This is a genomic window from Pseudomonas sp. R15(2017) (assembly GCF_002112685.1).
GTDB lineage: Bacteria > Pseudomonadota > Gammaproteobacteria > Pseudomonadales > Pseudomonadaceae > Aquipseudomonas > Aquipseudomonas glycinae.
In genome coordinates this window covers 198,296-212,938 of the sequence record NZ_NEII01000001.1, presented here as the reverse complement: position 1 = coordinate 212,938, position 14,643 = coordinate 198,296, and the positions used below count along the sequence as shown (strand labels likewise).

Annotated in this window: 14 protein-coding genes; 6 read left to right on the top strand and 8 right to left on the bottom strand. The window is 59.4% G+C overall.

What is annotated here, in order from left to right; all coding sequences use genetic code 11:
* Positions 1 to 8 precede the first annotated feature (8 nt).
* Complete coding sequence (locus tag CAF77_RS00975; protein WP_170928910.1) at positions 9 to 2,042, bottom strand: ABC transporter permease subunit; 2,034 nt, start codon at positions 2,040 to 2,042, stop codon at positions 9 to 11.
* Positions 2,043 to 2,466: 424 nt separating this feature from the next.
* Positions 2,467 to 3,468: a phosphate ABC transporter substrate-binding protein PstS gene (locus CAF77_RS00970; protein ID WP_007954316.1), complete on the bottom strand. Its 1,002-nt coding sequence runs from the start codon at positions 3,466 to 3,468 to the stop codon at positions 2,467 to 2,469.
* Between the two features lie 187 nt (positions 3,469 to 3,655).
* On the opposite strand from CAF77_RS00970, the gene CAF77_RS00965 reads away from it, so the two are divergent.
* Entirely contained in the window at positions 3,656 to 4,714 is a 1,059-nt protein-coding gene (locus tag CAF77_RS00965; RefSeq protein ID WP_064379779.1) for a helix-turn-helix domain-containing protein, read from the top strand.
* Entirely contained in the window at positions 4,711 to 5,202 is a 492-nt protein-coding gene (locus tag CAF77_RS00960; RefSeq protein ID WP_085653932.1) for a nucleotide-binding protein, read from the top strand. The genes CAF77_RS00965 and CAF77_RS00960 overlap by 4 nt, the downstream gene beginning before the upstream one ends.
* Positions 5,203 to 5,216: 14 nt before the next feature.
* On the opposite strand, the gene CAF77_RS00955 is transcribed toward CAF77_RS00960, so the two are convergent.
* Complete coding sequence (locus CAF77_RS00955) at positions 5,217 to 6,515, bottom strand: MFS transporter (RefSeq protein ID WP_085653931.1); 1,299 nt, start codon at positions 6,513 to 6,515, stop codon at positions 5,217 to 5,219.
* A 376-nt stretch (positions 6,516 to 6,891) separates the two neighbouring features.
* On the opposite strand from CAF77_RS00955, the gene CAF77_RS00950 reads away from it, so the two are divergent.
* Positions 6,892 to 7,296 (top strand): acyl-CoA thioesterase, encoded by a 405-nt coding sequence (locus tag CAF77_RS00950; RefSeq protein ID WP_003229628.1) that lies wholly within the window; start codon positions 6,892 to 6,894, stop codon positions 7,294 to 7,296.
* A 57-nt stretch (positions 7,297 to 7,353) separates the two neighbouring features.
* The gene (locus tag CAF77_RS00945) at positions 7,354 to 8,253 is read left to right on the top strand and encodes a D-hexose-6-phosphate mutarotase (RefSeq protein WP_064379776.1); all 900 of its coding nucleotides are present in this window, start codon (positions 7,354 to 7,356) and stop codon (positions 8,251 to 8,253) included.
* 49 nt (positions 8,254 to 8,302) lie between these two features.
* Here the strand turns inward: CAF77_RS00945 and CAF77_RS00940 are convergent, their stop codons facing one another.
* From CAF77_RS00940 to purE, 4 genes are all read right to left on the bottom strand, one after another.
* On the bottom strand, positions 8,303 to 8,839 hold the full coding sequence (locus CAF77_RS00940) for a DUF3299 domain-containing protein (RefSeq protein ID WP_064379774.1): 537 nt from the start codon (positions 8,837 to 8,839) through the stop codon (positions 8,303 to 8,305).
* A gap of 103 nt (positions 8,840 to 8,942) precedes the next feature.
* The gene (locus tag CAF77_RS00935) at positions 8,943 to 9,188 is read right to left on the bottom strand and encodes a GlsB/YeaQ/YmgE family stress response membrane protein (RefSeq protein ID WP_003229635.1); all 246 of its coding nucleotides are present in this window, start codon (positions 9,186 to 9,188) and stop codon (positions 8,943 to 8,945) included.
* A gap of 113 nt (positions 9,189 to 9,301) precedes the next feature.
* On the bottom strand, positions 9,302 to 10,384 hold the full coding sequence (locus CAF77_RS00930; RefSeq protein ID WP_011336621.1) for a 5-(carboxyamino)imidazole ribonucleotide synthase: 1,083 nt from the start codon (positions 10,382 to 10,384) through the stop codon (positions 9,302 to 9,304).
* Between the two features lie 10 nt (positions 10,385 to 10,394).
* Positions 10,395 to 10,886, bottom strand: a complete 492-nt coding sequence (gene purE, locus CAF77_RS00925) for a 5-(carboxyamino)imidazole ribonucleotide mutase (protein WP_007954291.1) — start codon at positions 10,884 to 10,886, stop codon at positions 10,395 to 10,397.
* Between the two features lie 505 nt (positions 10,887 to 11,391).
* Here purE and CAF77_RS00920 point away from each other — a divergent pair.
* The gene (locus CAF77_RS00920; RefSeq protein ID WP_064379771.1) at positions 11,392 to 12,006 is read left to right on the top strand and encodes a hypothetical protein; all 615 of its coding nucleotides are present in this window, start codon (positions 11,392 to 11,394) and stop codon (positions 12,004 to 12,006) included.
* Positions 12,007 to 12,103: 97 nt separating this feature from the next.
* On the opposite strand, the gene CAF77_RS00915 is transcribed toward CAF77_RS00920, so the two are convergent.
* Positions 12,104 to 13,015 (bottom strand): LysR substrate-binding domain-containing protein, encoded by a 912-nt coding sequence (locus CAF77_RS00915; protein ID WP_064379769.1) that lies wholly within the window; start codon positions 13,013 to 13,015, stop codon positions 12,104 to 12,106.
* Between the two features lie 180 nt (positions 13,016 to 13,195).
* Between CAF77_RS00915 and aspA the strand changes: the two genes are divergently transcribed.
* Complete coding sequence (gene aspA / locus CAF77_RS00910; RefSeq protein ID WP_039765095.1) at positions 13,196 to 14,620, top strand: aspartate ammonia-lyase; 1,425 nt, start codon at positions 13,196 to 13,198, stop codon at positions 14,618 to 14,620.
* Positions 14,621 to 14,643: the final 23 nt, after the last annotated feature.

The window sequence follows — 14,643 nt, the reverse complement described above, 5'->3', positions numbered from 1 at the left end:
ACCTTTGCTTAAAGCGACGAGTATTTCTTGCGCAGACGCTGACGAATCAGTTCCGCGAGGGTGTTCATGACGAAGGTGAACAACAGCAGCACCAGCGCCGAGAGGAACAGCACGCGGTAGTGGCTGCCGCCGACTTCCGACTCCGGCATTTCCACCGCGACGTTGGCGGCCAGGGTGCGCAGGCCTTCGAACAGGTTCATTTCCATGACCGGGGTGTTGCCGGTGGCCATCAGCACGATCATGGTTTCGCCGACCGCACGGCCCATGCCGATCATCAGCGCCGAGAAAATGCCCGGGCTGGCGGTCAGGATGACCACGCGAGTCATGGTCTGCCACGGTGTGGCACCGAGGGCCAGCGAGCCCAGGGTCAGGCCGCGCGGCACGCTGAACACGGCGTCTTCGGCGATCGAGTAGATGTTCGGAATCACCGCAAAGCCCATGGCCAGACCGACCACCAGGGCGTTGCGCTGGTCGTAGGTGATGCCCAAGTCGTGGGAGATCCACATGCGCATGTCACCGCCGAAGAACCAGTTCTCCATAAACGGGCTCATGTACAGCGACAGCCAGCCCACGAACAGGATCACCGGGATCAGCAGCGCACTTTCCCAGCCGTCCGGGACTTTCAGGCGGATCGACTCAGGCAGACGACTGAAAGTGAAACCGGCGATCAGAATGCCGATCGGCAGCAGCATCAGCAGGCTGAAGATGCCCGGCAGGTGCCCTTCCACATACGGCGCAAGGAACAGGCCGGCGAAGAAACCGAGGATCACCGTCGGCATCGCTTCCATCAGCTCGATCACCGGCTTGACCTTGCGGCGCATGCCCGGGGCCATGAAGTACGCGGTGTAAATCGCCGCGGCGACGGCCAGCGGTGCAGCCAGCAGCATCGCGTAGAACGCGGCTTTCAGGGTGCCGAAGGTCAGTGGCGACAGGCTCAGTTTCGGTTCGAAATCGGTGTTGGCCGCAGTCGATTGCCAGACGTATTTAGGCTCGTCGTAGTTCTCGTACCAGACCTTGCTCCACAGCGCGCTCCACGAAACTTCCGGGTGCGGGTTGTCGAGCAGCAGCGGTTGCAGCTTGCCGCCGGCTTCGACGATCACGCGGTTGGCGCGCGGCGACAGGCCGAACAGGCCCTGGCCTTCGACGACTTGATCGACCAGTAAGGTGCGGTGCGCGGTGCTGTGGAACACGCCGAGCTTGCCGCTGGCATCCAGGGCCAGGAAGCCCTTGCGACGTTCTTCGGCGGAGATTTCCACGATCGGCGTGGTGCCCATCTGGAAGGTGCGGATCTGCTTCAGGCGCAGTTCGCCGTCGGTGTCGCGGGCCATGAACCACTGGGCCAGGCCACCCTTGGAGTCACCGACGATCAGCGAGATGCCACCCACCAGTTGCGTGGCGGCGGTGACTTCGGCGTCGGCGTTTTCCAGCAGCTTGTAGCGTCCGTTGAGGCTCTTGTCGCGCAGGCTGAACACGTCGGCCTGGGCACGCCCGTTGACCACGTACAGCCACTGCTGGCGCGGGTCGACGAAGATGTTTTTCACAGGTTCAGTCATCTGCGGCAGATCGATACGCTTCTGCTCGTTGGTGACTTCGCCGGTCATCATGTTTTCTTCGCTGGTCAGCGACAGCACATTGAGTTGCGAACCGGTGGAGCCGACCAGCATCAGGGTCGAATCGGTGGCATTGAGGCTGACATGCTCCAGCGCACCGCCGCTTTCGTTCAGCGCGATCGGTGTCTCGCCGTACGGGTACTCAATGGCCGGGGTGATGGTTTTCTTGCCGTCCGGGTAGCTGACTTTATAAGTGTGACGGAACACCAGCGCCTGGCCGTTGGACAGGCCCACGGCCACCAGCGGATGGCCCGGCTGGTCTTCGCCGATGGAGGTCACACTGGCGCCTGCCGGCAGGGGCAGATCGACGCGCTTCAATTCAGCGCCACTGTCGATGTCGAAGAACAGCGCCTGACCCTTGTCGGAAACGCGCATGGCCACCTGATTCTGCTCTTCGAGCGAAATCATCAGCGGCTTGCCGGCGTCCTGCATCCAGGCCGGGGTGATTGCATCTTTCGCAGTCAGGTCAGCACCTTTGAACAGCGGCGCGACCACGTAGGCGAGGAAGAAGAAGATCAGGGTGATGGCTGCCAGTACCGCCAGACCGCCGACGAGGACGTACCAGCGGGTGAAGCGATCCTTGAGCGCGCGAATGCGGCGCTTGCGTTGCAACTCAGGCGTATTGAAGTCAATGCGCTTGGGAGGGTTCGTAGTCATTTTGGAATTGGCCAGATCATTCATGCGCACACCCTAGCGATCCTGTATGACAGAAAGATGACAATGCAGTGACGCACCAAATCCGCCGCCAGCAGGGCACTGGCAGTGGATAGAAGAATTCGGGGAGTGTGGGGGCCGGGCCGCTTGCGGGCCGGGCCCCACACGGGAGTCAGGCGGGGTTCACCCCTGACTCAGTTTGTTACTTTTTTGCGACTTCAGCGCCGCCTTCCTGCAGACCCAGGTCAGCCAGTGCTTTTGCAGCAACCTTGGCTGGCAGCGGGATGTAGCCGTCTTTCACGACCACTTCCTGGCCCTGTTTCGACAGAACCAGTTTCACGAACTCGGCTTCCAGCGGGGCCAGAGGCTTGTTCGGGGCCTTGTTGACGTACACGTACAGGAAACGCGACAGCGGGTATTTGCCGTTCAGGGCGTTTTCTTCGGTGTCTTCGATGAAGTCAGTGCTGCCCTTCTTCGACAGAGCAACGGTTTTCACGCTGGCGGTCTTGTAGCCGATGCCCGAGTAACCGATGCCGTTCAGCGAGGAGCTGATCGACTGCACGACCGAAGCCGAGCCTGGTTGTTCGTTGACGTTAGGCTTGTAGTCGCCTTTGCACAGGGCTTCTTCCTTGAAGTAGCCGTAGGTGCCGGATACCGAGTTACGGCCGAACAGTTGAACCGGCTTGTTGGCCAGGTCGCCGGTCACGCCCAGGTCACCCCAGGTTTTAACGTCGGTCTTGGCGCCGCACAGACGGGTGGACGAGAAGATCGCGTCAACCTGTTCCATGGTCAGGTGCTGGATCGGGTTGTCCTTGTGTACGAAAACAGCCAGGGCGTCCACGGCAACCGGGATAGCAGTTGGCTTGTAGCCGTATTTCTGTTCGAAGGCCGCCAGTTCGGTGTCCTTCATCTTGCGGCTCATGGGACCTAAGTTGGAGGTGCCTTCAGTCAGCGCAGGTGGCGCAGTGGCGGAGCCGGCAGCCTGAATCTGAATGTTTACGTTCGGGTATTCTTTTTTGTAGTTCTCAGCCCAGAGGGTCATGAGGTTGGCCAGGGTATCGGAACCGACGCTGGACAGGTTGCCCGACACACCAGTGGTCTTGGTGTAGCTCGGGATAGCAGGGTCAACAGCGGCAACCGCGTTGGCAGTCGCAACGCCAGCAGCGACAAAAGTCATTGCCGCCATCAAACGCTTCAGTTTCATGCCTTACTCCTAGCAGATAGGGTGTGTTAAGTCGGGGCCAAGTATCAGCAGGCCGTGTGAACACTCTATGGCTGAAATATGACAATTGGATGAAAGGCCAGCATCCGAGGCGTCACAAAAAATGAATTCCGCAGCAGGTTGACAAATCAAATGCAAAAGATAGCCTTGTCAACCACGAGAGGAACTCATGATAAACGACCGAATTCGCCGCGCCCGCCTGCAACGAGGCCTCACCCTAGAGGGTCTGGCGGCCCAGCTTGGCGACATCACTAAACAAGCGTTAAGCAAATATGAGAAGGGGTTGAGCACTCCAAACTCTTCTCGCCTGCTGCAACTGGCCAAGGCACTTCAGGTCAGTCCCGAATATTTTTTCCGCGCGGAGGTTATTCCGCTGGCACCTCTTGAGTTTCGAAAGCTGGCCAAAATGCCCAAGTATCGCCAAGCTCAGGTTGAAGAAAAAATTCGGGAACATCTCGAACGCTACATTTCACTTGAGCAATGCTTCGATCCTGCGGATATCCACACCCCTGCCACCCCCGCGCAGATGCTCCCGGTGTCGACCCTGGAAGAGGCTGAGCTCGCAGCCGAGAAGCTGCGCCAATTTTGGGGAATCGGTAGCGATCCCATTGCCAATCTGACTGAGCAACTGGAAGAGCACAGCATCAAGGTTGCGATGCTCAACGGCCCAGATGATTTTGACGGAGCTTGCGCGGCTACCGGTGACGGCGACCATGTATTGATTGCTTTGAATTCTGACCGTCCAGGTGAGCGAATCCGATTTACGGCTGCTCATGAGCTCGGCCATTGGGTTATGGCGTTACCTGAAGACATGCCGGAGAAAGACAAAGAAAACTGTTGTCACCGTTTTGCCGGTGCATTTCTCTATCCCGCCAAAAGCGTAACCGGCGATTTCGGCAGCCATCCCCGTTCCAGAGTGCACCCACGAGAGCTACTCATCGCCAAACGCCAATACGGAATATCAATGCACGCTGCGTTGAGACGACTGAAGGATTTGAAGCTACTTAGCGAAAGTGGCTACAAATCCCTCACTATTCAATTCAGTGCCAACGGCTGGCGCAAAGCTGAGCCTGAACCTATGCCGTGCAAACCACCCCAGCGCTTTGATTCACTGGTGTTCTGGGGATTGGCGGAAGGATTGATCACCAAGTCGCGGGCTGCTGAACTCCTGCGCAAACCAGTGAGCGCACTTGATCCCAATTTCTTGGGCTCACTGGAGAGTGCATGAATCTGATCTATATCAGTGATACGAATATCTGGATCGACTTCAGAAATGCCGGATTACTGGAGCAGATGTTCAGCTTGCCGTTTACGCTGTGTTGCACTGACTTTGTAATGTACGAACTCGACGACTTTTCACACGACGAACTGCTCGATAGAGGGTTGATTGTCGAGTCGTTCGATGAGGCAGGTGTAATACGATTGTCGGGGTTGAGGATCGAGCACAACAACAGCTCTTTAGCCGACGTCTCCTGCTACCTGCTTGCGCAGGAAACGGGCCGTCCTTTACTCACTGGAGATGGCAGGTTGCGCCGTCAGGCCCAAAGAGATGGGCTACAGGTACACGGCGCGCTATGGCTGCTCGATTTAATGGTAGAGCACCAAGTCATCGACGAAACAGAAGCCGCAAATGCTTTGGCTCACATGCTCGAACACGGTGCTCGCCTGCCGGTTGGCGAGTGTGAAACAAGGCTTTCGCGCTGGCGAAAGCCCTGAGTTCTGAAACTGAATCAGCGACCTTTGCTCCACAACCACGCACCGACCAGGATCCCCATCCCGCACAGCACCGCCACATAGTAGGCAGGCCCCATCGCGCTTTCTTTCAGCAGCAGGCTGACCACCATCGGGGTCAGGCCGCCGAAGATCGCGTAAGCGACGTTATAAGAGAAGGACAGACCACTGAAGCGCACCACCGGCGGGAACGCTTTCACCATCACATAAGGCACCGCGCCGATGGTGCCGACCAGGAAACCGGTCAGCGCGTACAGCGGGAACAGCCAGTTCGGGTGATCGGCGAGGCTGTGATAGAAGGTCCAGGAACTGGCCAGCAAGCCCAGGCAGCCGAACACGAACACGCGACCGGCGCCAAAGCGATCCGCCAGCGCACCGGAAATGATGCAGCCGAAGCTCAGGAACACGATCGCCAAGCTGTTGGATTGCAACGCAGTGGTCGGCGAGAAGTGATAGACCGTCTGCAGCACGGTCGGGGTCATGAGGATCACCACAACGATACCGGCGGACAGCAGCCAGGTCAGCAGCATCGACACCGCAATGGCCCCGCGATGGTCGCGCAGTACGGCGCGCAGCGGCACTTCCTCGGCCAGCGCCTTACGCAGTTGCAGCTCGGCGAACACCGGGGTCTCGTGCAGCCAGCGACGCAGGTAGACCGAGAACAGACCGAACACGCCGCCGAGCAGGAACGGGATCCGCCAGGCGTAATCCGCAACTTCCACAGGCGTATAGATACTGTTGATCGCAGTAGCGACCAGCGAGCCGAGCAGGATGCCCGCCGTCAGGCCGCTGGTCAGGGTGCCGCAGGCGTAGCCGATGTGCTTGCCGGGCACGTGTTCGGAAACGAAGACCCACGCCCCCGGCACTTCGCCGCCAATCGCCGCGCCCTGAATGACGCGCATCAACAGCAGCAGAATCGGCGCCCACATGCCGATCTGCGCGTAGGTCGGCAGCAGGCCCATGATCAGGGTCGGCACCGCCATCATGAAAATGCTCAGGGTGAACATCTTCTTGCGCCCCAGCAGGTCGCCGAAGTGCGCCATCACGATTCCGCCCAGCGGCCGCGCCAGATAACCGGCGGCAAAGATGCCGAAGGTCTGCATCAGGCGCAGCCACTCAGGCATGTCGGCCGGGAAGAACAATTTGCCGACCACGGTGGCAAAGAACACGAAAATGATGAAATCGTAGAACTCCAGCGCGCCCCCCAGGGCCGATAGCGACAGAGTCTTGTAGTCATTGCGGGTCAACGGTCGTGCGGGTTGGTCGGGCTGCGCGAGGCTCGAGGGCGCTGTGGTCATGGCAAGGTCTTCTCTTATAGTCGGATCTGCCGCCACAACAACGCTGGCTGTGGCTCGGGCAGGTTCGGCACCATAGCAAATTGTTCGAAAAAGCACATAGAGGCGCGTATTTGCCGGTCGAAATGAGAACCGGACGGTCGTCGCGGAGTCTACCGACCGATATACTCGCAACCTTGCTCCGGTTTGTAGGGGGTTGCTGTGCGAAAACGTCGTTGGCCCGACCTTTGCTCGGGATTAGCCGGTTTCGCAGAGTTTCTCCTTAGGCGCCTGATGGAAAACGTGACGAACGTAGTATGTTCGGTGCTGAATCGTTTTTCCCGAAGACGGCTACCACCAGCAGCACCCACGAAGAGTCACGGGTCAGAGGCCCCCCGGCATGATAGAGCTAGAACAAGAAGATCCGATCCCGCAAGGCGACCTGGCTTTGCAAATCACCGCGCTTCCCCGCGAAACCAACGGCTTCGGCGATATTTTCGGCGGATGGCTGGTGGCACAGATGGACCTGGCCGGCACGGCCATGGCCAGCCGTGTTGCCGGTGGCCGTGTCGCGACCGTTGCCATTGATCGCATGGCGTTTCTGGTCCCGGTGGCCGTCGGCGCGCAATTGTCCTTTTATACCCAGACCCTGGAAATCGGCCGCAGCTCGATCCAGATGATGGTCGAGGTGTGGAGCGACGACCCGCTGTCCAGCGAGTGGCGCAAGGTGACTGAAGCGGTGTTTGTGTTCGTTGCCATCGATGGCAGCGGTCGCACTCGCTCGGTTCCGCCACGCGCACGTTAAACCTCGCGACCGTTTCACGGTCGATAGTCGTCCAAGTTGCTGATCGAGAGTTGCCCCATGAACACGCCCAACGTTGAAGCCGTGAAACTGGATGAACTGAACTGCTGGCGCATCCGCCACGGTCAGGCCGAAGTGCTGGTGGCCCAGCAAGGTGCGCACATTCTCAGTTATCAGATCGATGGCCAGCCGCCGATCATCTGGCTCAACGACAAGGCCGTGTTCCAGACCGGCAAAAGCATCCGCGCCGGTGTGCCGGTGTGCTGGCCGTGGTTCGGCAAGTTCGAACGCAACCCGCAGAGCGTGCAGGCCATGTACACAGGTGCGCAACCAGCCCCCGCGCACGGCCTGGTGCGGGCAATGGATTGGGAGCTGGGCGGCATCGAATCAGAGGCTGACGGCGTCAAGGTCGAATTCAGGCTGCCCCGTCCCGAAGGCGGACTGCCGGGCTGGCCGCATCAGGTCGATCTGACCCTGACCCTGCACTTGTCCGAGCAATTGCAGTTCAGCCTGACCAGCCACAACCGTGGCAACGACACCGTCAGCCTCAGTCAGGCGTTGCACACGTATTTTTCCGTCAGCGACGTGCGCAACGTGCGCGTCGCCGGCGTCGATGGCTTGAACTACATCGAGACCCTCGACGACTGGAAGACCTGCACCCAGCAAGGCGACCTGCACTTTGCCGGCGAAACCGACCGCATCTATCTCGACGCCCCGCCGCAACTGAGCATCGTCGACCCGGCCTGGGAGCGGCGCATTGTGCTGACGGCTACCGGCTCGCGCACAGCGGTGATCTGGAACCCGTGGATCGACCGCGCAGCGGCGCTCAGCGACATGGACAACGACGGCTGGCAGCGCATGCTGTGCATCGAGACGGCGAACGTGATAGACGATGTCGTGACACTGGCACCGGGCGCTAGTCACACGATGGGTGTCCGCATCGGCAGCCAGCCACTCTGAAAACAAAAATCGCAGCCCCGGGGCTGCGATTTTCGTTTGCGGCTGTGTATTACAGATCAGATTCCTGCACCACCCGCACCTTGTCCGCTTCCAGCGCGTACGCCGCATCGGCCAGATCATTGCTGACCTTTTCGATCTTCAGCGTGCCGGTCACCCACAGCGGTGTGTAGATGTCATCCAGCTTCAAGCCCTTTGGATAGCGCACCAGCACCAGTTGATTCGGTGGCGGTGGCGGCACGTGGATGCACGCGCCCGGATACGGCACGAGGAAGAACAGCGTGCTGCGACCCTTGGCGTCGGATTCCAGCGGCACCGGATAACCACCGATGCGGATGTGTTTGTCGTTCATCGACGCCACGGTCTTGGTCGAATACATCACCGCCGGCAAACCTTTGGCCTGCTTCATCCCGCCTTTCTGGGTGAAGGTGCCGGTGGCTTCCGGAGAGTTGTGGTCGATTTCAGGCATGGCCTCAAGGGCTTTCTGGTCCGACTTGGGCATCAGTTCCAGCCAGTCGGTTTCCGGCAGTTCGCCGGCGTGGGCCAGACCACTGCCCAGCAAAAGGAGAGTCAACAGAAGACGGCGCATGAAAGTGCTCGGTAAAGGATGCTCGAATAGGGAGGGAACGCTGAATCGCCGAGCATTCTAGCCCTCCCCGCCGGATTGGCAGAGAGGGCTTTGTCGCTTTGGATCAGTTCTTTTTGATCAGGCCGTAGATCACCAGCAGCACGATCGCGCCGACCAGTGCGCCGATGAAGCCTGCGCCCTGACCGGCCTGATAGATGCCCAGGGCCTGGCCGCCGTAGGTGGCTGCCAGCGAACCGCCGATACCGAGCAGGATGGTCATGATCCAGCCCATGCTGTCATCGCCCGGTTTCAGGAACCGCGCCAGCAGGCCGACAATGAGGCCGATAAAGATGGTTCCGATAATTCCCATGGCATTTCCCTCTGAATGGTAGATATGCGATGAAGCCTAGCCAGACTTTCGCATCCTGCCATCAGAGAACGGCGGCCCCTTAATGGTTCCGCCGCTGCCAGATGAAACTGTCGTTACTCGGCGATCAGCGCTTCGACCTTGAGGATCTGTTGCTCGAGAGTTGCCTTGTCCTTGCAGCGCAGGTTGGCGTGACCGACCTTGCGCCCGGCCTTGAAGGCCTTGCCGTAGTGATGCAGGTGGCAATCGTCGATGGCGATGACTTTTTCAACCGGCGGAACAACGCCGATGAAGTTGAGCATCGCGCTCTCGCCGACCTTGGCGGTCGAACCCAGCGGCAGACCGGCAACGGCCCGCAGATGGTTTTCGAACTGGCTGCACTCGGCGCCTTCGGTGGTCCAGTGCCCGGAGTTGTGCACGCGCGGTGCGATTTCGTTGGCCTTGAGGCCGCCGTCGACTTCAAAGAACTCGAACGCCATCACACCGACATAATCCAGCTGCTTCAGCACGCGGCTGGAATAATCTTCGGCCAGGGCCTGGAGCGGGTGATCGGAGCTGGCGACCGACAGCTTGAGGATGCCGCTGTCGTGGGTGTTGTGCACCAGTGGATAGAACTTCGTCTCGCCATCGCGGGCGCGCACGGCGATCAGCGACACTTCGCCGGTGAATGGCACGAAGCCTTCCAGCAGGCAAGGCACGCTGCCCAGTTCGGCGAAGGTACCGACCACGTCTTCCGGCTTGCGCAGGACTTTCTGACCCTTGCCGTCGTAACCCAGAGTGCGGGTTTTCAGCACGGCCGGCAGGCCGATCGACGCGACGGCGGCGTCCAGGTCGGCTTGCGACTGGATGTCGGCGAACGCCGGGGTCGGAATCCCCAGGTCCTTGAACATGCTCTTTTCGAACCAGCGGTCGCGAGCGATGCGCAGCGCTTCGGCGCTCGGGTAGACCGGCACAAATTGCGAAAGGAACGCCACGGTTTCGGCCGGAACGCTTTCGAACTCGAAGGTCACCAGGTCGACTTCATCGGCCAACTGGCGCAGATGATCCTGATCGCCGTAATCGGCCCGCAGGTGTTCGCCCAGCGCAGCGGCGCACGCGTCCGGCGCAGGGTCGAGGAAAGCGAAGTTCATGCCCAGCGGAGTGCCCGCCAGAGCCAACATGCGACCCAACTGGCCGCCACCGATTACACCGATCTTCATCTCAACAACCTCAGGCAATACGTGGGTCTGGATTGTCCAGGACGCTGTCTGTCTGCTCGGCACGGAAGGTTTTCAGTACCGCGTGGAATTGTGGATGCTTGGCGCCCAGGATGCTCGCCGACAGCAGCGCTGCGTTGATCGCGCCGGCCTTGCCGATGGCCAGAGTGGCGACCGGAATACCGGCCGGCATCTGCACGATCGACAGCAGCGAGTCGACGCCCGAGAGCATCGCCGACTGCACCGGCACGCCCAGCACCGGCAGGTGGGTCTTGGCCGCACACATGCCTGGCAGGTGGGCTGCGCCACCGGCACCGGCGATGATCACCTCGATGCCGCGGCCTTCAGCCTCTTCGGCGTACTGGAACAGCAGATCCGGGGTGCGGTGGGCGGAAACCACCTTGACCTCGTACGGGATGCCGAGCTTTTCCAGCATATCGGCGGTGTGGCTAAGGGTGGACCAATCGGACTTGGAGCCCATGATCACGCCAACCAGTGCACTCATCGTCGCGCCTCTTCTCTCTGGGCGCCCGCAGGCGCGTCAAAAACAACAAGCCACGCAGAATGCGTGGCTTGTTGTAGGAAAAATGGCCGGACGAACCGGCCGAAGGCCGCGCAGTATACCGCAAAGAAAGCAATAAACAGCCCCCGTCGCGACCATCTGTCATCTGAACCTAACCACACATTTTGCTGACTCGAGGTTCAAGAATACTGCTTCGTTTTTTCCCACGGGAAACATGATCAACAGGTCGAATGGAGAGCGCACTCAAATTTCCGCATGAGTTCATGTAATAAAAATCAAAATATTCCCAAGAGCCACAATAAAATTTAAATGATATACAACCAAGCATGAAACAAAAAAACAGAGAGCCCACCAAAAACAAAAACTTATATTGCACAGCAACAAATCCATATTAAAAGCACTTCCAAAATCACAACGGCAGGACAGTCGGCACCATCAGGCCTGCCCGTCACTATCAAGTAAATTGCAATCATCCAAGGAACGGAACATGGCCAAACAGCCTTTAACACTGAATGTCTTCATCCATGAGGACTTATCGGACGACAGCAGACGAGACTTGTACAACACTCATTTTTCCTGGTTTACCGACGAAATCCAGAAACTTTCTGGCCGCAAGCTATCAGTCAATATGTTCACCCCGTCAGAAGCAGAAACCTTGAGTGGTTTTGATTATAAAAAAATATCTGCCGCCAGTTCTTTGGACGCTTGGGCAGAAAAACTAAGAAGCCATTTCGGCTCCGTGCTCCTGCAAGACTCGCACACAAGATTCAACAAGTATCTATTACTGACCCGCGACAATATAAACCCGAGCACAATGGGAATTGCACAAAGCAAGGGTTACGCGGGTATATCCTCGATAAGAAGCGACATGGTTCCTGCTCACGAAGCAGGCCACATGTTCGGCGCGACTCATGAAGACAGCGAAATCCTGTACAACGGCTGGTGGAGCGAAACAATCATGAGTGATGATGATTTCTCACCACTTCGAAGCAATGCCAACCGCTTCAGTGATAAAAACAGAGAGAACATTCGCAATTACCTGGACAAACCGATTGCACAGCGGGCCGTGCCGCGCCCCCAAGACGACTGGGACGACGATTGAACTGATGCAAACCTGCCGCATCCCACGAGCTCTCGTATTTTAATAAAGCTCACCCGGCTTGGCAGAGGCGAAAAACAACATTCGCCTCTGCTTTCACTCAGTTATTGCCACTCGCTGCACCGCCTTCCAGCTTGCGCCACAACAACCGCACATTGGCCTTGCGCACCAGCGCGCAGCGGTACAGGCGGATCTCCAGCGGCACATGCCATTGCGCGCCGCCGCAGACCACCAGTTCGCCACGGGCCAGTTCGGCTCGTACGCTCAGTTGCGGAACCCAGGCGATACCGAGGCCTTCCAGCGCCATGCTTTTCAGACTGTCGGCCATGGCGGTTTCATAGATCGTGGTGAAACGCAGCTGACGCTGGCGCAGCAAGCCATTCACAGAACGCCCGAGAAACGCCCCGGCGCTGTACGCCAGCAGCGGCACACTGCCCTCGCCTTCCAGATCGAACATCGGTTTGCCGTCGGCATCCGCCGCGCACACCGGGAGCATTTCGGTCTGGCCCAGGTGCAGCGACGGGAAGATTTCCGGGTCCATCTGCATGGCGGCGTCCGGGTCATAGAACGCCAGCATCAGATCGCAACCACCTTCCCGCAGCGCGTGAACCGCGTCACCGACGTTGGTCGCTACCAGCCGCGTGGCAATGTTCAGGCCTTCGTTGCGCAGTTGAGCGATCCAGCGCGGGAAGAATCCGAGCGCCAACGAATGCGCCGCTGCGACCTGGATCACTTCGCCTTGCCCACCTTCGAGGTGATGCAAATGGCGCAACACCTCACCGAGCTGTTCGACCACGGTGCGCGCGGTCACCAGGAACAGTTGTCCCGCCGCCGTCAGCTCGATCGGCGTACGCGAGCGGTTGACCAGCGTCAGTCCGAGAGCCGCTTCCAGGCTGCGGATCCGCCGACTGAACGCCGGCTGGGTCACGAAGCGCCGTTCGGCCGCCTGCGAGAAGCTGCGGGTGGCGGCCAGAGCACTGAAGTCCTCGAGCCATTTGCTTTCCAGATTCATCACGTCCTCCCGGACACGCACCAAAACAGGTCACACGTCTGCCGCGCACGCGGCGTCACACGGGCATTATGCCGAATGTGCATAGGGCAGTGTTTAACAGCATTGGCCCAAAAATTCCCACAAGCCTAGCATTCGCAGCGTTCCGGCACAGACCGGGTCCATATCGAGATGATTTCTATCATGTCCTCCGCTGCATCATTCCGCACAGAAAACGACCTGCTTGGCACCCTCGAAGTCCCTGCTCAAGCGTATTACGGCATCCAGACCCTGCGAGCGGTGAACAACTTCCGTCTCTCCGGCGTTCCGATTTCGCACTACCCGAAGCTGGTTGTCGGTCTGGCGATGGTCAAACAGGCTGCCGCTGACGCCAACCGCGAGCTGGGTCACCTGAGCGAAGCCAAGCACGCTGCCATCAGCGAAGCCTGTGCCCGTCTGATCCGCGGCGATTTCCACGAAGAGTTCGTGGTCGACATGATTCAAGGTGGCGCCGGTACCTCCACCAACATGAACGCCAACGAAGTGATCGCCAACATCGCGCTGGAAGCGATGGGTCACCAGAAAGGCGAATACCAGTACCTGCACCCGAACGACGACGTGAACATGGCGCAGTCGACCAACGACGCCTATCCGACCGCGATCCGTCTGGGTCTGCTGCTGGGTCACGACGCGCTGCTGGCCAGCCTCGACAGCCTGATTCAGGCGTTCGCGGCCAAGGGTGAAGAATTCAATCACGTCCTGAAGATGGGCCGTACCCAGCTGCAAGACGCCGTACCGATGACCCTGGGTCAGGAATTCCGTGCTTTCGCCACCACCATGGGCGAAGACCTGGCCCGTCTGAAGACGCTGGCCCCGGAACTGCTGACCGAAGTGAACCTGGGCGGTACCGCGATCGGCACCGGCATCAACGCCGACCCGCGCTACCAGGCCCTGGCCGTACAGCGTCTGGCGCTGATCAGCGGTCAACCGCTGGTTCCAGCCGCCGACCTGATTGAAGCCACTTCCGACATGGGCGCCTTCGTGCTGTTCTCCGGCATGCTCAAGCGCACCGCGGTCAAACTGTCGAAGATCTGCAACGACCTGCGCCTGCTGTCCAGCGGCCCGCGCACCGGCATCAACGAAATCAACCTGCCGGCGCGTCAGCCAGGCAGCTCGATCATGCCAGGCAAGGTCAACCCGGTAATCCCGGAAGCCGTGAACCAGGTGGCATTCCAGGTCATCGGTAACGATCTGGCGCTGACCATGGCAGCCGAAGGCGGCCAACTGCAACTGAACGTGATGGAGCCGCTGATCGCCTTCAAGATCCTCGACTCGATCCGCCTGCTGCAACGCGCCATGGACATGCTGCGCGAGCACTGCATCGTCGGCATCACCGCCAACGAAGCGCGCTGCCGCGAACTGGTCGAACACTCGATCGGTCTGGTCACCGCACTGAACCCGTACATCGGCTACAAAAACGCCACCCGCATCGCCCGTATCGCCCTTGAAAGCGGCCGCGGCGTGCTGGAACTGGTGCGCGAAGAAGGTCTGCTCGACGAAGCCATGCTCGCCGACATCCTGCGCCCGGAAAACATGATTGCTCCGCGTCTGGTTCCGCTCAAAGCCTGAGCCGACGCGTGACGTGTAGCACC

Excerpts from the sequence above, each read along its gene's own strand:
- CAF77_RS00975 (WP_170928910.1), bottom strand. The coding sequence starts at position 2,042 with ATGCAGGACGCCGGCAAGCCGCTGATGATTTCGCTCGAAGAGCAGAAT.
- CAF77_RS00970 (WP_007954316.1), bottom strand. The coding sequence starts at position 3,468 with ATGAAACTGAAGCGTTTGATGGCGGCAATGACTTTTGTCGCTGCTGGC.
- CAF77_RS00965 (WP_064379779.1), top strand. The coding sequence starts at position 3,656 with ATGATAAACGACCGAATTCGCCGCGCCCGCCTGCAACGAGGCCTCACC.
- CAF77_RS00960 (WP_085653932.1), top strand. The coding sequence starts at position 4,711 with ATGAATCTGATCTATATCAGTGATACGAATATCTGGATCGACTTCAGA.
- CAF77_RS00955 (WP_085653931.1), bottom strand. The coding sequence starts at position 6,515 with ATGACCACAGCGCCCTCGAGCCTCGCGCAGCCCGACCAACCCGCACGA.
- CAF77_RS00950 (WP_003229628.1), top strand. The coding sequence starts at position 6,892 with ATGATAGAGCTAGAACAAGAAGATCCGATCCCGCAAGGCGACCTGGCT.
- CAF77_RS00945 (WP_064379776.1), top strand. The coding sequence starts at position 7,354 with ATGAACACGCCCAACGTTGAAGCCGTGAAACTGGATGAACTGAACTGC.
- CAF77_RS00940 (WP_064379774.1), bottom strand. The coding sequence starts at position 8,839 with ATGCGCCGTCTTCTGTTGACTCTCCTTTTGCTGGGCAGTGGTCTGGCC.
- CAF77_RS00935 (WP_003229635.1), bottom strand. The coding sequence starts at position 9,188 with ATGGGAATTATCGGAACCATCTTTATCGGCCTCATTGTCGGCCTGCTG.
- CAF77_RS00930 (WP_011336621.1), bottom strand. The coding sequence starts at position 10,384 with ATGAAGATCGGTGTAATCGGTGGCGGCCAGTTGGGTCGCATGTTGGCT.
- purE (WP_007954291.1), bottom strand. The coding sequence starts at position 10,886 with ATGAGTGCACTGGTTGGCGTGATCATGGGCTCCAAGTCCGATTGGTCC.
- CAF77_RS00920 (WP_064379771.1), top strand. The coding sequence starts at position 11,392 with ATGGCCAAACAGCCTTTAACACTGAATGTCTTCATCCATGAGGACTTA.
- CAF77_RS00915 (WP_064379769.1), bottom strand. The coding sequence starts at position 13,015 with ATGAATCTGGAAAGCAAATGGCTCGAGGACTTCAGTGCTCTGGCCGCC.
- aspA (WP_039765095.1), top strand. The coding sequence starts at position 13,196 with ATGTCCTCCGCTGCATCATTCCGCACAGAAAACGACCTGCTTGGCACC.